Source organism: Methyloversatilis sp. NSM2 (assembly GCF_038066675.1).
Taxonomy (GTDB): Bacteria; Pseudomonadota; Gammaproteobacteria; order Burkholderiales; family Rhodocyclaceae; genus Methyloversatilis; species Methyloversatilis discipulorum_A.
The window spans coordinates 395427-420827 of the sequence record NZ_JBBUKV010000017.1 but is presented as its reverse complement, the minus strand read 5'-3'; the positions used below and the strand labels follow the sequence as shown (position 1 = coordinate 420827).

Sequence of the window (25401 nt, the reverse complement as noted above, 5' to 3'; positions counted from 1 at the left end):
AACCCCTAGCCCCTAAAACCCATTGTGCCAGTAGCGCGCGTCCAGCTCGCGGCTGCGTTCGATCGCGATGCCCGCCGCCGTGAAGCGATAGCGCACCGCGCCGTCGTGATCGCTGCGTCGCTGCGTCGCGCCGGCGGCCTCGTAGCGCGCAGCGACGGCCGGATGCGGGTGATTGAAGCGGTTACGGTAGCCGACCGCATGCACCACCTCGCGCGCCGCCACCGCATCGACAAATACCTGCGTGGAAGAAGTGCGGCTGCCGTGGTGCGGACTGACCAGCAGGTATGCAGCAAGCGGCGCGCCTGCCGCCACCAGCTCGCTTTCTCCGTCGGCCAGCAGATCACCGGTGATCAGTGCGACGCCGTGCACCGACTGCACCCGCAGCACGCATGACAGCGCATTGCTCGAGCGCGCCCCGCGCAGCACCGCACCCGGCGGCGGGTGCAGCAGTTCGAACAGCACGCCGTCGGCCGCCCACCGCTGCCCGGCGGCGCAGTCCTCGGTGTCCGGCCGCAGCAGCCGCAGCCCGTCGTGCGCTGGCACCGACGACAGCACACGTTCGACCGGCATGCCGTCGAGCAGCGAGGCGGCGCCGCCCGAATGGTCGCTGTCGGCGTGACTGACCAGCAGCCGGTCGAGCCGGCGCACGCCGCCAGCGCGCAGGTAGGGCAGCAGCAAGCGCTCGCCAGCGTCGGCCTCGGCGCCGTAGCGCGGTCCGGTGTCGAACACCAGGTCGTGCGTGGCCGTCTGCACATGCACCGCCAGCCCCTGGCCGACGTCGAGTACGGTGACCGTCATGTCGCCAGGCGAAGGTCGCGGCGGCGTGAACAGCAGCAAGGGCAGCATCAGCGGCAGGGCGAGTACTCGCCCGCTCCACCCGGCCGGTGCCAGCGCGCAGCCGGCGCCGGCGACACCGGCCAGCACCGCCCACGGCGGCGGCGCAGCGCCGTGCCACAGCGCCCAGTCCGGCGTCGTCAGCGTTGCGGCAAAGCTCATCAGCACCGACGTCAACGCATGCGCACAGACGAGCAGCAGGTCGATCGGCAGCAGCACCGCCAGCAGGGCCAATGGCGTGATCAGCCCGCTGACCAGCGGTATTGCGAACAGATTGACCAGCGGTGCCAGCAGCGACATGCGGCCGAACAGCGCAAGCGTTAGCGGCGCCAGCCCGACGGTGATCGCCGCCTGCGCCTGCAGCCAGCGACGCAGCGGACGACGGGCGCCGACGCCGCTTGCTGCGGCATAGAGCAGCAGGGCCACCGCACCGAATGACAGCCAGAAGCCGGCGTCGATCACCGCCAGCGGATGCAGCGGCAGCACGACGGCTACCGCCAGCGCCAGCGCGCGCGATGGCGACGAGAAGCGCCCGGCGAGCAGCGCAAGGCCGGCGGTGGCGAGCATGATGAGCGTGCGCTGCGCCGGAATGCCGAAGCCGGCGAGCGCACAGTAGGCGGTGGCGGCCAGCAGCCCGGCCAGAACACCCGCCCGCTGCGCCGGACAGCGCAGCGCAAGCAGGGGCACGCGGCGCCAGACCGCAGCACACAGCCAGCCGGCCAGCGCCGCCACCATGGTTACGTGCAGGCCGGAGATCGACACCAGATGGGTCAGACCGGCGCGCTCGAACAGGTCCCACTGCGCCGGCGGAATGGCGCGCTGGTCGCCGATCGCCAGCGCGATCAGCACGCCCGCCCACGGATGGGTGATGGATGCGCCATCGACCACGCCGAGCGCGCGTTCGAAGCGCTCGCGTACCGCCTGCCGCGCGCGCTGCACCGCGTAGCCGATACCCGCCGCCTCGGCCTCCAGCATGCGCGGCACGGCGTCGCCGGAGATACGTACATGACCGGTGGCGCCGATGCCGCGTGCAAACAGCCAGCCTTCGTAGTCGAAGCCGTGCGGATTCATGTTGCCGTGCGGCCGCTTCAGTCGCACGCGCAGCTGCCAGCGACTGCCGGCCGGCAAGGCGGGGCGCGCCAACGATGCCTGCTCGCCGCGCGCGTCGTACCAGTTCAGCACGATGCGCGGCGGCACGCCGGGCGGCGCCCGCTCGACCTCGAAATCGAAGCGCAGGCCGCGCTCGATGCGCACCGGCAAGCCGGCGACGACGCCGACGATGTCGATGTCACGCCCTTCGAGCCCGCCTTCCAGACGCCGGTCGAGCTGTGTCAGCCCCCAGCCGGCCGCCCAGCAGAACGACGCCAGCAGCACGCCGAGGCAGGACAGCTCGCGCCGGCGGCGCCCGCCGAGCATGCACACCAGCGCCAGCACCGCCAGCGCGCCGAGCTGCGGCCAATCGGGCAGCCTTGCGAGCCGCGACGCGATGAAGGCGCCGGCCACCAGTGACGATGCGAGACGGATGGACATTCATCGATTATCGCCCAACCACCCATATGGCATATATCGATGACACCCTCCGCCACCCGCGGCCGGAACCTCCGCTCGCGGCGCCGATCCAGAGCAGGCAGGATGCGACGTCGGCCACGCCCCGGCGGCTCGTCTTGACGCTACGCTGTGCGCGACGACCCGCCCCCACACATGAAGAAAATCATCCGCAGTTACCTGCCCGACACCGAAAGCCTGCGCCGCAACCGCTGGCTGGCGCCGTTTGCCGATACCCTGGGTCACCCGCGTCTGTGGCGACTGAACCGCCACAGCTGCGCCGGCGGCGTCGCCGTGGGACTTTTTGCCGGACTGATACCGGGGCCGTTGCAGATGCTCGGTGCGGCGCTGCTGTCAGTGCTGCTGCGGGTGAACCTGCCGATGGCGCTGGTGGTCACCTTCTACAGCAACCCGCTCACCATCGTGCCGCTGTATGCGGTCGCCTGGGCCTACGGCCGGCTGGTGATGCCGCTGCTCGGCCTGCAGATGCCGGAGGGCGCGCAGTTCCACGCGCCGGTCATTCCGGACGACGCCGGTTTCAGCGGCTGGATGCATGCGCTGGCCGACTGGTTCTTCGCGCTCGGCGAGCCGCTGCTGATCGGTCTGCCGCTGCTGGCGCTGACGCTGGCCGGGCTCGGCTACGTGGCCGTGCTCGGCACCTGGCGCTGGCATCTGATCCGCAGCTGGCGCCGCCGCGCCGAGCGACGCCGAAAGCCATGACGCTCACACGCGAGAAATTCGCGCTCTATCAGCGCTTCGGCGGAGACCTCGACGCCCGCACGCGCGCGGCGCCCGACACGCGCACGCTGCTGTCCGACGAGGAGTGGGCGATGATCGACGATCTGCGCATGCAGATTGCCGTGGTCAGGTCGGGTCACGCGTCGGACGCGTTCGCGACGACAGTGCGGCAGCGGCTGGACGAGATCGCCGACGCCGACCTGCGCGCTGCGTTGTGGGACAGCCGGTAACGTAGCGCCGCGCACCTTCGTCCGCCGGGTCGCGGCCAAGGCCGCTCCCACAGGGGGGCGCCCGAGTCGCGGCCGGAGCGTGAGCCGGGATTCTGCGGGAGGGGTCTTCTGACCCCGACGGCGGCCTGTACGGAAGCTTGCGGACGGCGGCGGCCGGGTCGCGGCCAGGGCCGCTTCCATGGGAGAAGCGCCGGCGGTCTTCCCGCGAGGCCGCTGCAGCCCGGGTCAGAACCGGCCGTCCACCAGCCTCACGGTGCGGTCGGTACGCGCCGCCAGCCTTTCGTCGTGGGTGACGATGACGAAACTGGTGCCGCGAGTGCGGCTCAGCGTCAGCATCAGGTCGAACACGCCGTCGGCGGTGCGGCTGTCCAGGTTGCCGGTCGGTTCGTCGGCCAGCACGCAGGCCGGCTGCGTCACCAGCGCGCGGGCGATGGCAACACGCTGGCGTTCGCCGCCGGACAGTTCGCCCGGCTGGTGCTCGACCCGGTGCGCCAGCCCGACTTCGGCCAGCATGGCCGCAGCCGCTTCGCGCGCCTGGGCGCGGGTCTGGCGGCGGATCATCAGCGGCATCGCCACGTTGTCCAGCGCCGAGAACTCGGCCAGCAGATGGTGGAACTGGTAGACGAAACCTAGCGAGCGGTTGCGCAGCGCACCGCGCGCCGCCTCGCCGAGCGACGAATAGTCCTGACCGAGCAGCGACACGCTGCCCGCGGTCGGCACATCCAGCCCGCCCAGCAGGTGCAGCAGCGTGCTCTTGCCGGAGCCGCTGGCGCCGACGATGGCGACCCGCTCGCCGCGGATGACATCGAGGTCCACGCCGGACAGCACCGGCACCTCGACCTTGCCCTGATGGAATACCTTGGTCAGCCCGCGGCAGCTCAGCACGATGTCACTCATAGCGCAGCGCCTCCGCCGGTTGCACGCGCGACGCGCGCCAGCTCGGATAGAGCGTGGCGACCAGGGTCAGCACGCCGCCGATCAGCGTCACCGTCACGACATCGCTCATCAGGATTTCCGACGGCAGCTCCGGAATGAAATACACCTCGGACGACCACAGCGACACGCCGACGATCTTCTCGATGGCGGGCACCACCACGTCGAGGTTGGCCGCCAGCAGCACGCCGCCGGCCACGCCGAGCAGCAGGCCGAAGCCGCCGATGATGGCGCCCTGCACGACGAACACCGCCATCATGCTGGCCGGGCTGGCGCCCAGCGTGCGCAGGATGGCGATGTCGGCCTGCTTGTCGGTCACCACCATGATGAGCATGGACACGATGTTGAAAGCAGCCACCGCGACGATGAGCGACAGGATGATGAACATCATGTTCTTCTCGATCGCGATGGCGCGGAAGAAGTTGGCGTGCTGGCGCGTCCAGTCGCCGACCAGCAGCTCCTGGCCGGACAGCTGGGCGTGCAGTTCGCGCGCCACGCGCGGCGCGTCGAACAGGTCGCCCAGCTTCAGGCGCACGCCGGACACGCGGTCTTCCATCCGGTACAGCGTCTGCGCGTCCTGCATGTGGATCAGCGCGAGGCTGGCGTCGTATTCGAAATGCCCGGCCTCGAACACGCCCACCACGGTGAACTGCTTCAGCCGCGGCAGCACCGCGGCTGGCGTCACCAGGCCCTGCGGCGCGATCAGCGTCACCTTGTCGCCCAGCTGCACCTGCAGCGCGCGCGCCAGTTCGAGGCCCAGCACCACGCCGTAGCCACCGGGCTGCAGGTCGGTCAGCTTGCCGGCGCGCATGTGCTGGCTGAAGTCGGCCACGCCGTCCTCGGCCGCCGGCAGCACGCCGCGCACCATGGCACCGCGCACCGTCTGGTCGAAGGACAGCATGGCCTGTTCGCTCACATAGGGCGCGGCCGCCTTGACCTCGGGGTTCTTCAGCACGGCGTCGGCCACCTGCTGCCAGTCGGCCAGTTCGTTGTCGTAGCCGGTCACCTGAATGTGCGAGGCGACGCCGAGGATGCGGGTGCGCAACTCCTTCTGGAATCCGTTCATCACCGACAGCACGGTGATCAGCGCCGCCACCCCGAGCGCCAGCCCGAAGGTGGAGATCAGGGAAATGAAGGAAATGAAGCCGTTGCGCCGTTTCGCCCGCACATAGCGCAGGCCGAGCAGGATTTCGTAGTTCATGGGGTCGGCATGGTACCGGATGGCGCCCGCGCGCCCGCCAGGGATGATGCGGCAGCGCCGCGTCGGATTCCGCCGACCGGGCAGCGGCCAGTCCCCCGCGCGGCGTGCCGCAAGCCGGGTAAACTCGCGCCCATGTCCCTGCATCTCGTCCTGCCCGGCCTGCTCTGGCCGTCGACTTCACCGCTGCCGCCCCCCCGCACCCCGGCGCTGTCGCTGCTGCTGGGCCGTGGTCGCCGGACCTCCCGGGCCGCGCGCGCGCCTGAACACCTGCTGGCCGAGCTGTTCGGCCTCGACGAGCGGGCGCCGCTCGGCGCGCTGCGCTGGGCCGGCACAGGTGAGCCAGCCGACACCCGCTGCTGGCTGGCGGCCGATGCCACTCACCTGCGCTTCGCGCGCGACGCACTGATGCTGACCGACCGCCCGGACGTCGCGCCGGACGCACAGGAGGCCGCCGCGCTGGCCGCGTCGTGGAACGCCCACTTCGCAAACGTCGGCTGGCTGCACCTGCCCTCCGGCGGTCACGGCCATCTGTCGCTGCTGGAGCCGCTGGACGTCGACACCGTGCCGCCGGGCGCCGCGCTCGGGCGCAAGATCGACGCCTCAATGCCGGCCGGTCGCGACGGCGCGAAGCTGCGCCAGTGGATGAACGAGACGCAGATGCTGTTCCACGCCCACCCGGTCAACGTCGCACGCGAAGAGGCGGGCCGGCCGGTCATCAACAGCCTGTGGTTCTGGGGCGCCGGCAGCCTGCCGGTACGCGCCGACATTCCCTGCATGCAGCTGTGGGCGGACGACCCGCTGGCGCACGGTCTGGCGCACGCCGCCGGCGTGCGGGCGGCACCGCTGCCGGACAAGACCGGCGTCGCACTGCAGGAAGGCAACCTCGTACTGCTGCAGGACGCGCTGGCGCCCGCCCTTTACCTGGACGCCGTCGCTTGGACGCAAGCGGTCGAAGCGCTCGACCGCGACTGGATCGCGCCGGCGCTCGACGCGCTGCGCCGCGGCGACGTGCAGTCGGTCACGGTGCGCCTCAGCGGCGACGAAGCCGCGGTCGCCGTGACCACCGAACGCCGCGACCTGTGGAAGTTCTGGCGCCGCCCGCACCCCCTGACCCCTGGTCCCTGACCCCCAGCCCCTAGCCCCTAGCCCCTAGCCCCTAGCCCCTAGCCCCTAATAAGACAGTGACCCTCATCCTGAACCGCCCCATCCCGGCGCGCAGCTCCGCGCTGCTCGAACAGCAGGGCATCCATCCGCTGCTGGCCCGGCTGTATGCCGCGCGCGGTGTGCAGGACCGCAGCCAGATCGACTATTCACTGAAGGCGCTGCTGCCGCCGGACGCGCTGACCGGCACCGCAGAAGCGGCGCAGATGCTGGCCGACGCGATCGAGGCCGACGCGCGCCTGCTCATCGTCGCCGACTACGACTGCGACGGCGCCACCGCCTGCGCCCTCGGCATCCGTGCGCTGCGGGCGATGGGCGCCAACGTGAACTACCTGGTGCCCAACCGCTTCGAGTACGGCTACGGGCTGACGCCGGAAATCGTCGATCTCGCGGCGCACGCCGAGCCGGACATCATCATCACCGTGGACAACGGCATCGCCAGCGTCGAAGGCGTGGCGCGCGCCAACGAACTGGGCGTATCGGTGCTGGTGACCGACCATCACCTGCCGGGCGACGAACTGCCGCTGGCCGACGTGATCGTCAACCCGAACCAGCCGGGCTGCACCTTCCCGAGCAAAGCGATCGCCGGCTGCGGCGTCATGTTCTACGTGATGCTGGCGCTGCGCGCGGAACTGCGCCGGCGCGGCGCCTTCGCCGGGCGCGAGGAACCCAATCTGGGCAACCTGCTCGACCTGGTCGCGCTCGGCACCGTGGCCGATGTGGTCAAGCTCGACCACAACAACCGCGTACTGGTGACCCAGGGCATGCAGCGCATCCGCGGCGGCAAGCTCACGCCGGGCCTGCGCGCGCTGTTCGCCGCGGCCGGCCGCGAGCCGGAGCGGGCCACCTCCTTCGATCTCGGCTTCGCCATTGGCCCGCGTCTGAACGCGGCCGGCCGGCTGTCCGACATGTCGCTGGGCATCGAATGCCTGATCACCGACGATTTCGCGCGCGCGCTGTCACTGGCGCAGCAGCTGGACGCGATGAACCGCGAGCGGCGCGAGATCGAACAGGGCATGCAGGAAGAGGCGGAAGCCCAGCTGGCCGGCATCGACATCGGCGAGTCGACATCGCTAGCGCTGTTCCACCCGGACTGGCACCAGGGCGTGATCGGCATCGTCGCCTCGCGCGTCAAGGAACGCGCGCACCGGCCAACCATCGCCTTTGCGCGCGGCAACGAGGGCGAGATCAAGGGCTCCGGCCGCTCGATACCGGGACTGCACCTGCGCGACGCGCTCGATCTGGTGTCCAAGCGCGAACCCGGCCTGCTCATCCGCTTCGGAGGCCACGCGATGGCGGCCGGCCTGACCGTGCACGAGCACGATTTCGAGCGCTTCCGTGACGCCTTCGAACAGGCGGTCGCCGACATGGTGGAACCTTCGGCGCTGACCCGCACCATAGAAACCGACGGCGCGCTCGAAGCTTCGCTGATGAACCTGCACGCGGCCACCCTGATGGAAGCCGAAACCTGGGGCCAGGGCTTTCCGCCGCCTGTTTTCGCCGACCGTTTCGAAGTGCGCAACCAGCGTCTGCTGAAGGACAAGCACCTGAAACTGTCGCTGGCAAAGGACGGTAACGTGTTCGATGCAATATGGTTCAACCGCGCCGAACCGCTGCCCGAACGGGTGACCGCCGCCTACCGGCTGGACATCAACGAGTACCAGGGCGTGCGCCGTGTGCAGCTGATGGTGGAACACGCCGAACCGGCCTGATACGGACGGAGCGCCGGCGCGACCTTGCCCTGTCAGCGGCGGCGATCTTCCAGCGTTATCGCTGAAGACCTCAACGAAGGACGACGACCATGTCTCACGACCGCTTTTTCCGCCGCGAAATGAGCCGCCGCGACTTCCTGTGGCTGTCCGGCATCGCCGGCGCCGCAGTGACGCTGCCGCAGCTGTCCGGCTGTGCCACCGACCCGATCACCGGCCAGCAGGTGCTGGTCGGCCTGTCCGAGCAGGACGAGATCGGCATCGACCACAAGCACTCGCCGCAGCAGTTCTCGTCCGACTACGGCGCGGTGCAGGACGCCGAACTGAACCGCTACGTGAACGACCTCGAACTGTCGCTGGCGAAGCACACGCACCGGCCCGACGTGCCCTACAGCGCGCGCGTCGTGAACGCCAACTACATCAACGCCTACACCTTTCCTGGCGGCAGCATGGCGTGCACGCGCGGCATCATGCTGGACATGGACAGCGAGGACGAGCTGGCCGCGCTGCTCGGCCACGAGACCGGGCACGTGAACGCGCGCCACAGCGCCAAGCAGGCCGGGCGCACGATGATGGCGCAGGTCGGCGCCACGGCGGTCAATGTGGCGGTGGCGATGTCCGACTACCGCGGTGCCGCGCCGCTCGCCAACATCGCCACCCAGGTTGGCGCCAGCGCGCTGCTGGCCGGCTACTCGCGCGCCGACGAACGGCAGGCCGACGCGCTCGGCATGGAATACATGACGCGCGCCGGCTACAACCCGGACGGCATGGTGAACCTGATGGACATGCTGCGCAGCCAGCACAAGGAAAAACCCAGCCTGCTGCAGACCATGTTCTCATCGCACCCGATGTCGGACGAGCGCTACGCCACCGCCGAGCGCGAGGCGCTGGACACCTACGGCAGCCTGCGCAACAAGAAGCTGTCGCGCGAGCGCTACATGGACCACACGGCAGGCCTGCGCAAGCTGGCGCCGGCGATCAAGTCGCAGCAGGAAGGCGAGTCGCTGATGGCGAAGAAGTCGCTGGACGACGCCGAAACGCGCTTCGCGCAGTCGCTCAAGGTCGCGCCGGACGACTATTGCGGCAACGTGCTGATGGGCAAGTGCCTGCTGGCGCAGAAGCAGTACGCCGACGCCGACCGCCACTTCGCGCGCGCCGCCGAGGTGTATCCGGGCGAAGGTCAGGCCATGTACCAGCGCGGCGTGTCCAAGCTGGCACTGGGCCGGGCCCCTGAGGCGCTGGCCGCCTTCAACGCCTACGATCGCGTGCTGCCGGGCAACCCGACCACGCTTTTCCTCAAAGGCGTGGCCTACGAAACGATGCAGGACAAGCGCGCCGCCAGCCAGCACTACGCCGCCTACATCCGCAGCGGCAGCAAGGACGCACAGGCCAAGTTCGCCTACCAGCGGCTGCAGGCCTGGGGGGTCGTCAAGTAGCCCGACGCAGGCAGCGACGAGGATCTGCATACATTTGTGTCGGACACCGGGTAAGCGCGGCCAGCCGCTCCCACGCCGCGGCGCCGCCGCGCGCGGAGCGCGTGAAACGGTCATTCCGTCGTCACGCTGCAGTGCGCCTTGTGACGGATTCCCGGCAGGGTTAGCATCGCGCGGCGTCGTTTTTTGTCCATTGCCGGCAACCCCCTGCAACGGACAGTACGAAGCACCCACCACCACGAGGAGGAGCATCAACCATGTCTGAACAGAACAAGACGCAGTCGGCCCGCCGCAACTTCCTGGCCAAGGCTGCAGGCACCGCTGCCGGTACCGCGGCAATCGCCTTCCCCAGCATTTCCGTCGCCCAATCCCCGGTCACCCTGCGCTTCCAGTCGACCTGGCCGGCGAAGGACATCTTCCACGAATTCGCGCAGGACTACGCCAAGCTGGTCAATGACATGTCCGGCGGCCGCCTCAAGATCGACGTGCTGCCCGCCGGTTCGGTGGTGAAGGCCTTCGACCTGCTGGACGCGGTCAACAAGGGCACGCTCGACGGCGGTCACGGCGTTATCGCCTACTGGTACGGCAAGAATTCCGCACTGGCGCTATGGGGCTCCGGTCCGGCCTTCGGCATGGACGCCAACATGCTGCTGGCCTGGCACGAGTTCGGCGGCGGCAAGGCGCTGCTGGACGAGATCTACAAGAGCCTGAACATGGACGTCGTGTCCTACATGTACGGCCCGATGCCGACCCAGCCGCTGGGCTGGTTCAAGAAGCCGGTCACCAAGGCCGAGGACATGAAGGGCCTGAAGTTCCGTACCGTCGGCCTGTCGATCGACGTGTTCACCGACATGGGTGTGTCGGTCAATGCGCTGCCCGGCGGTGAAATCGTGCCGGCGATGGACCGCGGCCTGCTCGACGCAGCCGAGTTCAACAACGCCGCCTCCGACCAAGTGCTCGGCTTCCCCGACGTGTCCAAGGTGTGCATGCTGCAGAGCTTCCACCAGGCCTCGGAACAGTTCGAAATCCTGTTCAACAAGAAGCGCCTCGAAGCACTGCCTGCCGACCTGCGCGCCATCATCGCCAACGCGGTGCCGGCCGCTTCGGCCGAAATGTCGTGGAAGGCCATCGACCGCTACTCCACCGCCTACCAGGAAATGCAGGAGAAGCAGGGCGTCAAGTTCTACAAGACGCCGGATGCCATCCTGAAGGCACAGCTCGCCGCCTGGGACAAGGTGACCGAGAAGAAGGCGGCCGAAAACCCGATGTTCAAGAAGGTGCTGGAATCGCAGCGCGCCTTCGCCCGTCGCACCGCGAAGTGGCAGAACGACACGACGGTGAACTTCAAGATGGCCTACGACCACTTCTTCGCGAAGAAGGGCTGAGGCCACACGCTGCAAACGAGCCGGCGTCTCCAAAAGGGGCGCCGGCTTTTTTGACTCCAAAAGAAAAGGACGGGCACCCACAGGTGTCCGCTTGATGCCATGCAGAAACTTCTCCTGCGCGTAGACCAGTTCAACACACTGGTCGGCCACGCCTTCGCGTGGACCATAGTCGGGCTCACGCTGCTCATCACCTGGGAGGTGTTTTCGCGCTACGTGCTGAATTCGCCGCACGCCTGGGTATTCGACGCGACCTACATGCTCTACGGCACGCTGTTCATGATGGCCGGCGCCTACACGCTGGCCACCGGCGGCCACGTGCGCGGTGACGTGCTGTACGGCTTCTTCCGGCCGCGCACGCAGGCCACGCTGGACCTCATTCTGTATTTCGTGTTCTTCATCCCCGGCGTGCTCGCGCTGTGCTGGGCGGGCTGGGACTTCTTCAGCGAATCGATGGCGATCAACGAACATTCGTCGGTCACCTCCGATGGCCCGCCGATCTATCCGTTCAAGGCCATCATCCCGCTGGCCGGTGCGGTGCTGATGCTGCAGGGCGTGGTCGAGATCCTGCGCTGCATCGTCTGCATCCAGCAGGGCGAGTGGCCCTCGCGCACGCACGACGTCGAGGAGGTCGATGTCGAAAAACTGCGCCACATGGTGCATGCCGATCTGCCTGAAGGCAGCGAAGGAGCGTCCAAATGAGAAAGGAACTCCGTTTCGGCTTCGGCCTGATGGCGATCATCATCGCCGCCACGGCCATTCTGATGCCGGCGCCGTCCGAGTGGACCGGCGGCCATCTCGGCCTGCTCATGCTGGCGCTGGTGGTGGTGGCCATCATGCTCGGCTTCCCGACCGCCTTCACGCTGATGGGCATGGGTGTGCTGTTCTCCTGGCTGGCCTACCGGATGCAGAACCCGGACATCGCCACCCAGCAGACGCTGGACCTGATGGTGCAGCGCGCGTTCTCGGTCATGACCAACGACGTGCTGATATCGATCCCGCTGTTCGTGTTCATGGGCTATCTGGTCGAGCGCGCCAACCTGATCGAGAAGCTGTTCAAGAGCCTGCATCTGGCGATGGCCCGGCTGCCCGGTTCGCTGGCGGTCGCCACGCTGGTCACCTGCGCCATCTTCGCCACCGCCACCGGCATCGTCGGCGCGGTGGTGACGCTGATGGGTCTGCTCGCGCTGCCCGCCATGCTGCGCGCCGGCTACGACGTGCGCCTGTCGGCCGGCGTGATCACTGCCGGCGGCTGCCTGGGCATCCTGATCCCGCCCTCGGTCATGCTCATCGTCTATGGCGCGACCGCCGGCGTATCGGTGGTGAAGCTGTATGCAGGCGCCTTCTTCCCGGGCCTGATGCTGGCCGGCCTCTACATGCTGTACGTGATCCTGGTCGCCAAGCTGCGCCCGGACATGGCGCCGCCGCTGCCGGACGACGAACGGCACGTCGAACTGCCGCCGTCGACGGCCGGGGTGGCGAAGCAGTACGGCCAGCGCGCGCTGCCGGCGCTGCTGGCTGCGCTCAAGGGCCCGCGCAACGCCGGTGTGGCCACCGGCACGATCATGCGCCAGCTGTTCGTGACGCTGCTGCCGCTGATCGCGGTCGCGGTAGCGCTGACGGCGATCCACGGCAACCTCACGAAGGCCGATGCGGTGGCCGACGTGCTGCCCGACAGCCTGCAGTCCTTCGACAGCGACTATTCCTCGGGTGGCGATCTGGCCGAACCACCGGCTGACGAAGGCGGGCTGCAGGAACCGCCTGCAGCCGACGGCCTTGCAGAACCGCCGTCGACCGGCGGAGACCTGGCGGAACCGCCGGGCGCCGAGCCGACCGTCGCCGAGCCGACCGTCGCCGAGCCTGCAGCGCCGTCGCTGGCCGAGCCTGCTGCCGCCGGGGCCGCAGCGGCACCGGCAGAAGTGGCCGAGGCGAAGTCGGCACCGCGCGGCTTCTGGATCGCGGTTGCCGTGTGCGCGGTGCTGATGCTCGCCTACTACGCGATGCTGAGCTTCGAGCGGCTGGAAATCTTCAAGATGCTGCTGTCGTCCTTCTTCCCGCTGGCCATCCTGATCCTGGCGGTGCTCGGCACCATCGTGTTCGGCCTGGCGACGCCGACCGAGGCGGCGGCGATCGGCGCCTTCGGTGGCGCCTTGCTGGCGGCAGCCTACGGTCAGCTCAACTTCGGCGTGGTGAAGGAGTCGGTGTTCCTGACCGCCAAGACCTCGGCCATGGTGTGCTGGCTGTTCGTCGGCAGCGCCATCTTCTCGGCCGCGTTCGCGCTGCTGGGCGGACAGGAACTGGTGGAGAAGTTCGTACTGGACCTGGACCTGACGCCGATTCAGTTCATGATCCTGGCGCAGTTCATCATCTTCGTGCTGGGCTGGCCGCTGGAGTGGACGGAAATCATCGTCATCTTCATGCCGATCTTCATCCCGCTGCTGGCGCACTTCAACATCGATCCGCTGTTCTTCGGCCTGCTGGTGGCGATCAACCTGCAGACGGCCTTCCTGTCGCCGCCGGTGGCGATGTCGGCCTTCTATCTGAAGGGGGTGGCGCCGCCGCACGTGACGCTGAACCAGATCTTCGCCGGGATGCTGCCCTTCATGGGCATACAGGTGATCGCGCTGATCCTGCTCTATCTGTTCCCGGGCATCGGCATGTGGCTGCCCAACTATCTGTACAACTGATCGCAACGGTACAGATCAGGGTGTTATGACGACGACGGCGCTGCGGCGCCGTCGTTTTTTTGGCCACAACGTAGAATCGCCCCGATGCTCTCCGCCGAACACACCCGCCTGCTGATCCGCCTGCGCTGGACAGCTTTCTTCCTGCTCGCCGGCGCCTACGTGCTGGTGTTCTTCCACCGCACCGCGCCGGCAGCCATCGCCGGCGAACTGGCGCGCGACTTCAACGTCGGCCCGGCCTCGCTCGGTGCGCTGGCATCCAGCTACTTCTGGATCTACATGGTGATGCAGATCCCGACCGGGGTACTCGCCGACACGCTGGGCCCGCGGCGCATCGTCGCGCTCGGCGGCGTGATCGCCGGCATCGGCTCGATCACCTTCGCGCTGGCCGACACGCTGTGGGTGGCAGTGATCGGGCGCACGCTGGTCGGCCTCGGCGTGTCCTTCCCCTTCATCGCTCTGCTCAAGATCAACGCCGCCTGGTTTCCGGAAAGCCGCTTCGCTACGCTGAATGGCGTCACCATGTTCATCGGCAATCTGGGCGCCGCCAGCGCAGCCTTGCCGCTGGCCTGGGTGGTGACGATGGTGTCCTGGCGCACGGTATTCGTCGCACTCGGCCTGCTGTCGATGCTGCTGGCACTGGTGACCTGGCTGCGCGTGCGCGACCGGCCGGAAGATGCCGGCCTGCCCACCATGCGCGAACTGGACGGCAAGCCGGCGCACGCGCCGCTGCCAGTCGGCGACTGGAAGGCCGGTCTGGCACAGGTCGCGCGCAACCGCGCCAGCTGGCCCGGTCTGTTCGTCAATGCAGGCATCGCCGGCAGCCTGTTTTCCTTCGCCGGTCTGTGGGGCGTGCCCTACCTGATGGCGGCGCACGGCATGGAACGCGCGGTCGCCGCGCAGCACACCACGCTGCTGCTGGTCATCTTCGCCTGCAGCTGCCTGGGCATCGGCCGGCTGTCCGATCACCTGCGCCGGCGCAAGCCGGTCATGCTGAGCTATGCCGCGCTCTACGTCGCCGGCTGGCTGCCCTTCGTGCTCGCCGACGGCGCGCTGCCGCCGCTGGCGACCTACGCCACGTGTGCGCTGATCGGTGTTTCCGCCGCCGCCTTCTCGCTGACCTGGGCCTGTGCGAAGGAAGTGAATCCGCCGGCGCTGTCCGGCATGGCGACCAGCCTGGTCAATGTCGGCTGCTTTCTCGGTGCGGCACTGCTGCAGCCGCTGGTCGGCTGGGTGATCGAGCTGTATTCGCCTTCGATCGCCGAAGCGACGCACGAAGCGGTGACCATGGGCATACGGGTGCTCGCTGTCGCCGCGCTGGGTGGCTTCGTCGCCGCCTGCTTCATCCGCGAGACCGGCGGTCGCAACCTGACGGAGTCGCACGGATGAATGCGCTGGTCGGCCTGATGGTGCAGGTGATGCTGCCGCTTTCGCTGCTGGTGGCGGCCGGCGGCTGGTGGGCGGCGCGCATGGGAGAAGGACGCGACGCCGACGTGCTGCGTGCGCAGCTGAACCGGCTAGTGCTCTACGTGTTCTACCCGGCCATTCTGTTCGCGGTGGCGGCCAGCACGCCGATCAGCCTGGAGCTGCTGACCGTACCCTTCCTGGTCGGTCTCGGCACGCTGGCCAACGGCGCCCTGCTCTATCTGCTGCTGTGGAAGACGCGACTCGGGGCGAAGCTGCACGACACCACGCGCGCCGCCATCATGCTCGGCGGAATGTTCGGCAACACCTTCAACGTCGGCGCGCCGGTGCTGGAGTTCTTCTTCGGCAACGGCGCGATGCGCTACGCCATCTTCAACGACATGTTCATGACCATGCCCTTCGTGTGGACACTGGGCGTGTGGATCGCCACCCGTCTCGGTTCGCACGCCGAAGGCGAACGGCCGGACGTGCTGCGCACCGTGCTGATGATGCCGCCGATCTGGGCCTTCGTGCTCGGCCTCGGCGCGCAATACACCGGGCTGGCCTACCCGCCGCTGGTACAGGCGGCGCGCTTCATCGGCCAGGCGGCGATTCCGGTCATCATTTTCGTGCTGGGCATGACCATTCCGTGGCGCCGGCTGGTGCCGCGCACCGAAATCCTGGTCGCCTCCGGCGTCAAGCTGCTGGTCGCGCCGCTGCTGATCTGGGGGCTGGTGCTGCTGGTGTCCGATACGCCGAACGAGGCACAGCGCGCATCGCTGGTCGAGTGCGCGACGCCCACCTTCATGACCTCGCTGCTGCTGGCCGAGCGCTTCAAGATCGACGCCGCGGCGTCGGCGCTGCTGATCGGCTGGAGCACGCTGCTGTTCTGGCTGTCGTTGCCCTTGCTGATGGGGCTGGGCCTGTTCGGCTGACGCCCGCTGCCGGCGCCCTACCGCCGGGACGGCGTGCTGCAGCGGGCCAAGGCAGACTTTGCACCATCGTCGCCTGGATCGATCAGCGGCAGCAGCGCGGCCAGCGGATTCACCAGTGCCAGCGCCGCCGCCGGCAGCAGCCGGGCCAGCAGAGGACCTTTTTCGAGCGACACCTCAGGCTGGGCGAAACGGCCGGTGATCCGCACCGGCGTGCGCAGGCTGAGCGGCGATACGTCCTTCGGCGCAGCGCGCGCCACCAGGTCCAGCCTTTCGTCGACCAGCGACAGCGAACCGTCGACGCCGAGCGTCGAATCCGCCGTGTCGACGCGCGCGCCCGCGACCGTCACGCGGCCCTTGCGCACCTGCAGATCGGCGATGCCGCAGGTCACCGGGAGTGCGGCGTCACCGCTGAGCATGACGCCCAGCGCCTGCGCGACGTCGATGCCGGCCGCTTCCACCGCCAGGTGCGACACACGGCCCTGCGTCCATACCAGCGCCGCATGACCGTCGGACGACGCCAGCAGTTCGGCGCTTGACCGCCCCTGACCGCGCAGTTCGATACGGCCACCGACCCGTCCAGCGACGTAGGGCGGCGCACCGTCGGCGCGCGGCTGTCGTATCCACTCCTCCAGCCGCAGCCCGCCGCCGCGCAACTGCACGTCCCACTGCGCAATGTCGGCACGACCGTCGAGACCGATGCGACCGGTGAGCCAGCCGTGCGCGAGCCGCGCTTCGATGTCGCGGATGTCGAGCACGCCATCGGTAAGGCGCAGGCTGCCGCGCAACGGTGCAATCGCCTGCAGCGAGTCGCTGCCCGATTCGAAGCGCTCTATGTCGATGCGGATGTCGGCATTCATGGCGCGCAAGGACGGCAGATCGAAGTGGCGGTCCGGCAAGACGCGTCCGTTGCGCCGCGCAGAGGACTGCTCGCCCTCGGGTACGCCCACAGCCGGACCGAGATCGGCCAGCCAGAGTACGCTGCCATTCAGCGTTCCGCCCAACCAGGGCAGCCCGTCGCGCCCCGTCTCATAGCGGAACTGGCCCGCCAGCCGGCTGCGGCCGATTCTTGCGGTATCGATCGCCGTCTGCCAGGCATCGGGCTTGCGCTGCAGTCTGCCCTGCAGCGAGAACGCGGGGGTCGATGGCAAGGTCATCGCGAGGGCGTCGCCCAGCGCCGCGAGCGACGGGCCGCTCAACGTGTAGCGCCCGTCCAGTCCGCGCTGCGTCAGCAGATCCTGCACCCGACCGTCGAACGACAGTGCGGCACGACCAAGCTTCAGCGCCAGCGTGATCGGCACGGCCGGTACATCGTCTTCGCCGGACAACCAGGGCAGCGTGGATCCGGTGCTCAGGGTCGCCGTCAGCGGCGACTGCCGATAACGGCCGTCGATGATCGCCCGGATGCCACGTTCGTCCCGCGCGTCGCCGGCCCGCTCGCTGCCATCGCGCATCGAAAAGTTCGCCGTCAGTGCCAGCGTGAGCGACGCATCGTCGACCACGAGACGCCCCTGCGTCACTTCGACGTGTGCCGGCTGCACCCAATCCAGCAGTGGTCGGGCCGGTTCATTGCTCGTTCGCTCGAACTGCCAGTTGGCGCGGCCGTCATCGCCGCGGGCGAGGTGGAGGTCCAGCCCTTCGGCGACCAGGCTCTCGATGCGCAGCGGCGCACCCCTCAACATGCGGAACACGTCCGTGTAGCGCAGCTTCAGACGGGCTTCACGGGCATCCATCAGCGCCGGCCGCGGCGCCCATTCCGGACCGCCGATGCGCAGACGGTCGACGCGAAGGTCGATGCCACCGAGAAGTCGGAGCGCGAAGGTGTCGCGCCCGCCGAGGTCCACCGTGCGGGCGACTGCAGCCGTCAGCCAGCGCTCGGCCGGCTCCGCCAGAAAGAACCAGCCACGCCATTCGCTCCATGCGAACAGCGTGGCCAGCAGACAGCAGGTGGCAAGGAAGAGACGGCAGGCCAGGCCTGCCGCGGTGGAACGCGCGCTCATCTGCCTCTCCGGCTCGCCGCGTTCCCGCTCACGCATCAGCTCTGCTTGGCGCGGATCTGGATCGCGTTCTTGACCGACTTGGCGCCCTTGACGCTCTTGGCGATGCGCTCGGCCTCGGCCTTTTCGGTGGCGTCCTTGGCGAAGCCGGACAGCATCACCTCGCCGTTCAGCGTTTCGACGCTGATGGCCGCCGCGTCGACCGCCTTGGAGTCAACGAACTTGGCCTTCACCGACGCGGTGACGGTCGCGTCGTCGATGTATTCACCGACCGAGGACTGGTCGCGCGTGACGGCGCAGCCCGGCAGCACGGTCAGGGCAGCCAGGGCGGAGAAGGCGGTGGCGAGCATGAGATTGGAACGCATGATGGACTCCCTTGTGATGAACGCTGGTCGCCGGTCGCGACCGCTGCGCAATGAACGGAACCGATCTCGACGGCGCCCGGAATCGGGCAGAAGTCATGCATCCGTCAAGTCGATGACTGCAGTCTAGGGGGGACGCATCGGCCCGCCCGTCGGACAAGCGCCGTCCGCCGTGTAGGACAGCGCCGGCCTACCACCAGCGTTCGAACAGCCGCGCTGCGCGCTCCTGCAGACGCGGCCACAGCGGTCGTCTGCGCCAGGTCTGCGCGTCGATCGTCTGCGACGCAGCGACGTCACGCTCGAACATGCGCGTCATCGCATCGCCAAAGTCCTCGCCGAACACCACCGCATTGACCTCGTTGTTGGCGACGAAACTGCGCCAGTCCATATTGCTGGAACCGACCGTGGACACCACGCCGTCGATGACCGCCGTCTTCGAGTGCAGCACCGCGTCCTGCAGTTCATGAATGCGCACGCCGGCGTCGAGCAGTTCCTGGTAATAGCTGCGGCCGGCATGCAGCACCGGCGAGAAGTCGCTGACCGACGGCAGTACCAGCTGCACGTCGACACCGCGCCGTGCAGCGTCGGCCAGCGCGTCGACCATGTCCTGGCCAGGCGCGAAATAGGCCATGGTCAGATGCACGCTGCGGCTGGCGGCGTCGATCGCGGTGAGCAGCAGCGTGTAGATGCGGTTCTGTCCGTCGTCCGGCGACGACGGCACGATGCGCACCGCGTGCGGGCCTGCGGCCTTGCCGGCCGCCTGCTCGACGGGCGGAGGAAGTGCCGGCTCGCAGCGCTGGTTGCGCCAGGTGTCGCGTACCAGCTCGTCGAGCGCCGCGGCGGCCGGGCCGCGCAGTTCGATCTGCGTATCGCGCCAGCCGTTCTGCTCCGGTGCGCGCGACTTCCTGCCGAACGAACCGGAGGAATAGACCGCGCTGACGTTGATGCCGCCGGTATAGGCGATCTCCCGATCGACCACCAGAATCTTGCGGTGATCGCGGTGAGTGATGTCCTGATAGCGGCGCTTGCGCAGCGGCGACAGCGGATTGAATTCGCAGACGGCGACGCCGGCCGCGCGCAGCACTTCGAAATAGTCGCCACTTGTGCCGATGGAGCCGACCGCGTCATGGATCAGCGCGACCGACACGCCCTCGGCACGCTTGCGCACCAGCAGCGCGGCGAGATCCTGCGCGATCTTCGCGTCATCGATGATGTAGCTTTCAAGCAGGATGGAGCTGCGCGCGCGCGCGATCGCGCCGAACATCGCATCGAAGGTGGCCGGCCCGTCGATCAGCAGACGGGCGGCGTTGCCCGCGTACAGGTCGACGTCACCGAACTCGGCCATCGCGGCGAGCTGGCGCTTCAGCGGCGAACCGGCGCCCTCGCGGCCGATGCGCTCGACCAGTCGCGCGCGCTGATCGTGGTCGAGCCGTCCGCGCGGCCCGGTCACGTCCATCTTCGCAACCACCTGGCGTGCAGCCGGAGCCGGGCCTTCCGCCTTCGTCTGCAGCGTGCGCGCGGACGGCAGCGACGCCGCGCATCCGGCCACGCAGATCGCCAGCGCCGCGAGCAGCGGCCGGCCGCGACGCCTCGACGCGCACATGACCGTGGTCAGCGCTGCAGCGGACAGGCGGCTGCAGGCAGTTGCAAGGACGGGATGAGGAAGGGCAGCGCGCATTCGCAGCCCCACAGCGCCTGCACATCGTCGCTGTCGGCAGCGGGGCGGAGCGTCGGCTGTTCGAGTTCGGTCGTCATGCTGTTCATCGGCGATCTCCTCCAGAAGCGATTCGACAGCGGCCGCGTTGCCGCGTCGTGCAGCCACTGTACGGAGCGCGGGCGCCGCATCGTGTCGGCGGAGACCGGGCCGCGTGTAGGAATTCATCCCGGTCCGCGTACGCAACCGTCGTTCGCTGGGACAATCGAGGAACTTCCCTGCGCAAGCTCCGCCCCGCTGCCATGCTGCTGAACGATTCAACGCTGCTGCACACCCACTGCCTGATCGCTGGCGTCTGGACGCACGCCGACGACGAAGGCGCGATCGAAGTACGCAATCCGGCCAGCGGCACGCTGCTTGCGACCGTGCCGCGCTGCGGTGTCGCGGAAACACGGCGCGCCATCGACGCCGCCCACGGCGCCCTGCCGGCCTGGCGCGCGCTCGGCGCACACGAGCGCGCACACCGGCTGCGTGCGTGGTTCGCGCTGATCAACCAGCACGCGGACGATCTGGCGCGGCTGATCACCGCCGAGGGCGGCAAGCCGCTGCACGAGGCGCGCGGCGAAGTGCGCTACGGCGCCTCCTTCGTCGAGTGGTTCGCCGAGGAGGCGAAACGCACTTACGGTGAAACCATCCCGTCGCCGGATCCCGGCCAGCGTCTGCTGGTGATCAAGCAGCCGGTCGGCGTCTGCGCAGCGATCACGCCGTGGAACTTCCCGCTCGCGATGATCACGCGCAAGGCAGCGCCGGCGTTGGCTGCCGGCTGCACCGTGGTGCTCAAGCCTGCCGAGGCGACGCCGCTGACTGCGCTGGCGCTGGCCGATCTGGCGCTGCGCGCCGGCATCCCGCCCGGCGTGCTCAATGTGCTCACCGGCGAGCCGACCGACATCGGCGGCGAGCTGTGTGCGCATCCGCGGGTGCGCAAACTGTCCTTCACCGGATCGACCGCCGTCGGGCGTCTGCTGATGACGCAGTGCGCGCCGACGCTGAAGAGACTGTCGCTCGAACTGGGCGGCAATGCGCCCTTCATCGTGTTCGACGACGCCGACCTCGAACTCGCGGTCGACGCGGCCATCGCCGCCAAGTACCGCAACAGCGGCCAGACCTGCGTCTGCGTGAACCGCTTCATCGTGCAGTCGGGCATACACGACGCGTTCGCCGCCCAACTGGCGGCGCGGACGGCGCAGCTGAAGGTCGGCGATGGCATGGAGGACGGCGTTCAGCAGGGCCCGCTGATTAACGCGGCCGCGGTCAGCCGGGTCGAGGAACAGGTGGCCGACGCCATCGCGCGCGGCGCCACCGCACTGTGCGGCGGACGCCGTCACGCGCTCGGCGGCAACTTCTTCGAACCGTCGGTGCTGGTCGGCGCCCGGCCCGACATGGTGCTGGCGCACGAGGAAACCTTCGGGCCGCTGGCGCCGGTGTTCCGCTTCGACAGCGAGGACGAGGCGATCGCGCTCGCCAACGACACCGAATCCGGTCTCGCCGGCTATTTCTTCACGCGCGACATCGACCGCGCCTGGCGCGTTGCCGAAGCACTGGAGTGCGGCATGGTGGGCATCAACACCGGCCGGCTGTCGAACGAGGTGGCGCCGTTCGGCGGCATCAAGCAGTCCGGCTTCGGTCGAGAAGGTTCCCGCTACGGCATCGAGGAATACCTGGACATCAAGTACCTGTGCTTCGGCAAAGGCCGTTGAGCGCGGATCAGACCGCGTCGTAACCGGCCGCCTCGACCGTCTCCAGCAGCCGCTCACGCGGGAGCGCCGCGTCGTGCTCGATCTCCGCGTCGCCGTGTTCGAAATGCACGATCACGCGCCCGACCCCGGGCAACGCGGCGAGCGTGGCTTCGAGGCCCGCCACGCATTTCCTGCAACGCATGCCGACGATGCGGATGCGTGTGCGCACGATTGCCTCAGGCGCGCAGCGAGAAGGGGTTGAAGTCGGTATCGCGGTCATAGTAGTCCTCGTTCTCGGCCCGCTTCAGCCAGGCAACGATGCGATAGGTGAGCGGCGTGAAGGCGACTTCGACCCCGACCTTGGCGACGAACTGCGCCAGCATGACCGCGGGCAGCTGTTCGTCCGGAATGATGCCGGTGCCCCAGAAGGCGAGCGGGTAGAACAGCAGCGAATCGACGCCTTCGCCGAACAGCGTCGACCCTATCGTGCGCATCCACAGCCGGCGCCCGGCCATCCACAGCTTCATCTTGGCCAGCACGAAGGAATTGACGAACTCGCCGCAGCAGAAGGCGATCAGCGACGCGATGGATACGCGCCAGGCCGAGCCGAAGGCGACTTCGTACGCCTGCTGGTTATGCCAGAACGGCGCTGGCGGCAGCGCCACCACTACCGCTGCCATCGTCGAGGCGAAGGCGAGCGCGGCAAAGCCGGTCCAGATGACGCGACGCGAACGCGCGTAGCCATAGACCTCGGTCAGGATGTCGCCGAACACATAGCTGATCGGAAAGAACAGCACGCCGGCACCGAAGGTGAGCGTGCCGAGCAGTGGCGCGTCGACCTGCGCGATCTTGGCCGGGCCGATCAGATTGGAACAGACGAGCACGGTCACGAAGGCGACCATGACCCAGTCGTAGTAGCGGTATTGACGTGCGGTCACGTGCGCGGCCCGATGAATGCAGACCGCGATTGTGCATCGCCACAGGCGGTCCGTCAGCCCGGACCGCGCAGGACTCAGACGCTTTCGAGGAAGCCCAGGTGGAAAGCCGACACGCGGTCGAGGCCGATGCGACAGACGACCGACTCATTGGCCGGCACCGGGTCCTGCCCAGGGGTGAAATACATCGCGTCACGCAGATGGATGAAGGCGCGCGCTCCGTCGTCGGTCGGCGAGCCCGCCGCCAGCGCATCCTTGATGCCCTGTTCGATCGACGACGTCAGGACGTGGTGCTGCATGTACTGCGCCCGGCTGATGACGAAACCGGAGATGAGGAAGCCGTCGACCACGAGCGTGACCGCCGTTTCAAGCTGATTCTCGGATTCGGCGAACTTGACGATGAGTTCGAGTATCGGGTCTTGCATGGCGCCTCCTTGATGAGGGGTTCGTGATCAGCTTCTGCCGCATCCCAAGAGTACTCCGCAGCAGCGCGCAGAACCATCAGCCCGGAAACTCAGGCTGACTGGCTCTTGTCGGCGTCGGCTTCAGGCGATGGCGGCAGGATGAAGGCAGAAAGGCGACGGGCCTCGTTCATCAGACCCTGCAGCTTGGCGAAGGCGACGCAGGAACCGGAGAAGGACACCGCACCGATCAGCGCACGCAGCGTGGCGAGCGCGACGCGCACCGTGCCGTGGATTTCGCCGCGCGCGAACTCAGATGGCGACCATCTGCTGCATGTCGGCCATCTTGACCACCTTGCCCGACCACCAGGCCAGCGCACCGCCGAGCACGATGCCGATGATCATCAGACCGTAGTTCTGCATGCCCGGCGTGGCGAACATGGAAACTTAGCTGCGACCCCGATTACCTCCGCATTTTCATCTCCATTGGCGTTGTCGAGGCAACCGTCCGGGCTGACGGCAGCCGTACATCGTATGCCCACCACCATGGGGCCGGCGATTGTGTGTTCCCCTGACCCGAAACGGACGCAGGGCCTCAGGCCGCAGCGGGGCGTCACGCTGCGCTACAAATAAAAAAGGCGGGCCACAGGGCCCGCCTTGGCACGTCGGGCCGGGCCTTCCGGCCCGACACCGTGTCCGATCAACTCTTGAGCGCCACCAGGATCTCGTCGAGCATCTTCTTGGCGTCGCCGAACAGCATGCGGTTGTTGTCCTTGTAGAACAGCGGGTTGTCCACGCCCGCGTAGCCGCTGGCCATGGAGCGCTTCATGACGATGCTGGTGCGGGCCTTCCAGACTTCGAGCACCGGCATGCCGGCGATCGGACTGGTCGGATCGTCCTGCGCGGCCGGGTTGACGATGTCGTTGGCGCCAATGACCATGGCCACGTCGGTGTCCGGGAAGTCCTCGTTGAGTTCGTCCATCTCGAAGACGATGTCGTAGGGCACCTTGGCTTCGGCCAGCAGCACGTTCATATGGCCTGGCATGCGGCCGGCCACGGGGTGGATGCCGAAGCGCACGTTCACGCCCTTCTCGCGCAGGGTGCGGGTGATCTCGAACACCGTGTGCTGGGCCTGCGCGACGGCCATGCCGTAGCCGGGAACGATGATCACGTTCTTGGCCTCGCGCAGCATCTCGGCGGTCTCGGTGGCGCTGACGGGCGTCACCTCGCCCTGAGGCTCGGCGGCAGCGCCGTCGGCCTTGGCGGCCGGCTTGCCTGCGCCACTGCCGAAGCCACCGGCGATCACGCTGATGAAGTTGCGGTTCATCGCGTTGCACATGATGTAGGACAGGATGGCGCCCGATGAGCCGACCAGCGCACCGGTGACGATCAGCAGGTCGTTGCTGAGCATGAAGCCGGTGGCGGCTGCCGCCCAGCCGGAGTAGCTGTTGAGCATGGACACGACCACCGGCATGTCGGCGCCGCCGATGGCCATGACCATGTGCACGCCGAACAGCAACGCGATCACCGTCATCACGATCAGCGGCGTCATGCCGCTCTGCACGTCGTGCGCGTTCAGGAAAACCCGGCCGAACCCGATCACCACCAGCAGCGCGATCAGGTTGAGCCAGTGGCGCGCAGGCAGCAGCAGGGGCTTGCCGCCGATCTTTCCGTTGAGCTTGCCGAAGGCAATCAGCGAACCTGAGAAGGTGACCGCACCGATGAGGATGCCCACGTAGATTTCGACTTCATGGATGGCTTTCTCGACACCTTCGAGTTGCAGTGACGTGTCGACATAGCTGGCGAAGCCGACCAGGCAAGCGGCCAGACCGACCAGGCTGTGCATCAGCGCGACCAGCTCGGGCATCTGGGTCATCTTGACCGTTTTTGCGGCGTACAGGCCGATGCTGCCGCCCACCACCAGCGCGCCGACGATCCAGGGAATGCCGGCGGGTGAAACGCGCGGCCCGAAGACCGTGGCGAGCACGGCCAGCGCCATGCCGACCATGCCGTACAGATTGCCGCGGCGCGATGATTCGGGGTTGGACAGGCCGCCAAGACTGAGGATGAACAGGATGGCGGCTCCGAGGTAGGCCACCGTGGCAAGGCTTTGGGACATGGGTGTCTCGT

24 protein-coding genes are annotated in these 25401 nt (G+C 68.1%); 11 read left to right on the top strand and 13 right to left on the bottom strand.

Annotation, left to right across the window (positions count from 1 at the left end; genetic code table 11):
- Nucleotides 1–12: 12 nt before the first annotated feature.
- Entirely contained in the window at nucleotides 13–2364 is a 2352-nt protein-coding gene (locus WJU27_RS20790) for a ComEC/Rec2 family competence protein (protein ID WP_341423300.1), read from the bottom strand.
- A 171-nt stretch (nucleotides 2365–2535) separates the two neighbouring features.
- Between WJU27_RS20790 and WJU27_RS20785 the strand changes: the two genes are divergently transcribed.
- On the top strand, nucleotides 2536–3099 hold the full coding sequence (locus tag WJU27_RS20785) for a DUF2062 domain-containing protein (RefSeq protein WP_341423299.1): 564 nt from the start codon (nucleotides 2536–2538) through the stop codon (nucleotides 3097–3099).
- Complete coding sequence (locus tag WJU27_RS20780) at nucleotides 3096–3347, top strand: hypothetical protein (protein ID WP_341423298.1); 252 nt, start codon at nucleotides 3096–3098, stop codon at nucleotides 3345–3347. Before WJU27_RS20785 ends, WJU27_RS20780 begins: the two co-directional genes overlap by 4 nt.
- Before the next feature lie 225 nt (nucleotides 3348–3572).
- On the opposite strand, the gene lolD is transcribed toward WJU27_RS20780, so the two are convergent.
- Together lolD and WJU27_RS20770 are read right to left on the bottom strand one after the other, a co-directional pair.
- Nucleotides 3573–4244, bottom strand: coding sequence for a lipoprotein-releasing ABC transporter ATP-binding protein LolD (gene lolD, locus WJU27_RS20775; RefSeq protein ID WP_020165620.1), 672 nt, complete (start codon nucleotides 4242–4244; stop codon nucleotides 3573–3575).
- On the bottom strand, nucleotides 4237–5481 hold the full coding sequence (locus tag WJU27_RS20770; protein ID WP_296807401.1) for a lipoprotein-releasing ABC transporter permease subunit: 1245 nt from the start codon (nucleotides 5479–5481) through the stop codon (nucleotides 4237–4239). The genes lolD and WJU27_RS20770 overlap by 8 nt, the downstream gene beginning before the upstream one ends.
- Before the next feature lie 132 nt (nucleotides 5482–5613).
- Here WJU27_RS20770 and WJU27_RS20765 point away from each other — a divergent pair, with 132 nt between their 5' ends.
- The 8 genes from WJU27_RS20765 (at nucleotide 5614) to WJU27_RS20730 (ending at nucleotide 16189) form a co-directional block, all read left to right on the top strand.
- Nucleotides 5614–6606, top strand: a complete 993-nt coding sequence (locus WJU27_RS20765) for a hypothetical protein (protein ID WP_341423297.1) — start codon at nucleotides 5614–5616, stop codon at nucleotides 6604–6606.
- 56 nt (nucleotides 6607–6662) lie between these two features.
- Nucleotides 6663–8354, top strand: coding sequence for a single-stranded-DNA-specific exonuclease RecJ (recJ, locus tag WJU27_RS20760; RefSeq protein WP_341423296.1), 1692 nt, complete (start codon nucleotides 6663–6665; stop codon nucleotides 8352–8354).
- Between the two features lie 89 nt (nucleotides 8355–8443).
- Nucleotides 8444–9787, top strand: a complete 1344-nt coding sequence (locus WJU27_RS20755; protein WP_341423295.1) for a M48 family metalloprotease — start codon at nucleotides 8444–8446, stop codon at nucleotides 9785–9787.
- Between the two features lie 254 nt (nucleotides 9788–10041).
- Nucleotides 10042–11169 (top strand): TRAP transporter substrate-binding protein, encoded by a 1128-nt coding sequence (locus WJU27_RS20750; RefSeq protein ID WP_020165625.1) that lies wholly within the window; start codon nucleotides 10042–10044, stop codon nucleotides 11167–11169.
- 99 nt (nucleotides 11170–11268) lie between these two features.
- On the top strand, nucleotides 11269–11868 hold the full coding sequence (locus WJU27_RS20745) for a TRAP transporter small permease subunit (protein ID WP_020165626.1): 600 nt from the start codon (nucleotides 11269–11271) through the stop codon (nucleotides 11866–11868).
- Complete coding sequence (locus WJU27_RS20740) at nucleotides 11865–13853, top strand: TRAP transporter large permease (RefSeq protein ID WP_341423294.1); 1989 nt, start codon at nucleotides 11865–11867, stop codon at nucleotides 13851–13853. The genes WJU27_RS20745 and WJU27_RS20740 overlap by 4 nt, the downstream gene beginning before the upstream one ends.
- Nucleotides 13854–13937: 84 nt before the next feature.
- Nucleotides 13938–15239 (top strand): MFS transporter, encoded by a 1302-nt coding sequence (locus tag WJU27_RS20735; RefSeq protein WP_341423293.1) that lies wholly within the window; start codon nucleotides 13938–13940, stop codon nucleotides 15237–15239.
- Complete coding sequence (locus WJU27_RS20730; protein WP_296807381.1) at nucleotides 15236–16189, top strand: AEC family transporter; 954 nt, start codon at nucleotides 15236–15238, stop codon at nucleotides 16187–16189. Before WJU27_RS20735 ends, WJU27_RS20730 begins: the two co-directional genes overlap by 4 nt.
- 17 nt (nucleotides 16190–16206) lie before the next feature.
- Here the strand turns inward: WJU27_RS20730 and WJU27_RS20725 are convergent, their stop codons facing one another.
- The 4 genes from WJU27_RS20725 to WJU27_RS20710 all read right to left on the bottom strand — a co-directional run bounded on the left by WJU27_RS20725 (nucleotide 16207) and on the right by WJU27_RS20710 (nucleotide 20309).
- Nucleotides 16207–18186: an AsmA family protein gene (locus WJU27_RS20725; protein ID WP_341423292.1), complete on the bottom strand. Its 1980-nt coding sequence runs from the start codon at nucleotides 18184–18186 to the stop codon at nucleotides 16207–16209.
- Between the two features lie 35 nt (nucleotides 18187–18221).
- On the bottom strand, nucleotides 18222–18548 hold the full coding sequence (locus WJU27_RS20720; RefSeq protein ID WP_341423290.1) for a BON domain-containing protein: 327 nt from the start codon (nucleotides 18546–18548) through the stop codon (nucleotides 18222–18224).
- A gap of 187 nt (nucleotides 18549–18735) precedes the next feature.
- Complete coding sequence (locus WJU27_RS20715) at nucleotides 18736–20148, bottom strand: phospholipase D-like domain-containing protein (RefSeq protein ID WP_341423289.1); 1413 nt, start codon at nucleotides 20146–20148, stop codon at nucleotides 18736–18738.
- 8 nt (nucleotides 20149–20156) lie between these two features.
- Nucleotides 20157–20309 carry a hypothetical protein gene (locus WJU27_RS20710; RefSeq protein WP_020165633.1) on the bottom strand — a complete coding sequence of 51 codons (153 nt, stop codon included), beginning with the start codon at nucleotides 20307–20309 and terminating at the stop codon, nucleotides 20157–20159.
- A 192-nt stretch (nucleotides 20310–20501) separates the two neighbouring features.
- Between WJU27_RS20710 and WJU27_RS20705 the strand changes: the two genes are divergently transcribed.
- A complete protein-coding gene (locus tag WJU27_RS20705; RefSeq protein WP_341423287.1) occupies nucleotides 20502–21956 on the top strand; it encodes an NAD-dependent succinate-semialdehyde dehydrogenase in 1455 nt (484 codons plus the stop codon).
- A gap of 7 nt (nucleotides 21957–21963) precedes the next feature.
- Here the strand turns inward: WJU27_RS20705 and WJU27_RS20700 are convergent, their stop codons facing one another.
- The 6 genes from WJU27_RS20700 to pntB form a co-directional block, all read right to left on the bottom strand.
- Complete coding sequence (locus tag WJU27_RS20700) at nucleotides 21964–22164, bottom strand: heavy-metal-associated domain-containing protein (protein WP_341423286.1); 201 nt, start codon at nucleotides 22162–22164, stop codon at nucleotides 21964–21966.
- A gap of 7 nt (nucleotides 22165–22171) precedes the next feature.
- Nucleotides 22172–22873, bottom strand: a complete 702-nt coding sequence (locus WJU27_RS20695) for a queuosine precursor transporter (protein ID WP_341423285.1) — start codon at nucleotides 22871–22873, stop codon at nucleotides 22172–22174.
- Nucleotides 22874–22947: 74 nt separating this feature from the next.
- Complete coding sequence (locus tag WJU27_RS20690; protein WP_020165637.1) at nucleotides 22948–23295, bottom strand: hypothetical protein; 348 nt, start codon at nucleotides 23293–23295, stop codon at nucleotides 22948–22950.
- A gap of 89 nt (nucleotides 23296–23384) precedes the next feature.
- Nucleotides 23385–23555: a hypothetical protein gene (locus WJU27_RS20685; protein ID WP_341423284.1), complete on the bottom strand. Its 171-nt coding sequence runs from the start codon at nucleotides 23553–23555 to the stop codon at nucleotides 23385–23387.
- A 28-nt stretch (nucleotides 23556–23583) separates the two neighbouring features.
- Nucleotides 23584–23712, bottom strand: coding sequence for a hypothetical protein (locus WJU27_RS20680; protein WP_341423283.1), 129 nt, complete (start codon nucleotides 23710–23712; stop codon nucleotides 23584–23586).
- Nucleotides 23713–23971: 259 nt separating this feature from the next.
- Nucleotides 23972–25390: a Re/Si-specific NAD(P)(+) transhydrogenase subunit beta gene (gene pntB, locus WJU27_RS20675; RefSeq protein ID WP_020165639.1), complete on the bottom strand. Its 1419-nt coding sequence runs from the start codon at nucleotides 25388–25390 to the stop codon at nucleotides 23972–23974.
- Between the last annotated feature and the right edge of the window lie 11 nt (nucleotides 25391–25401).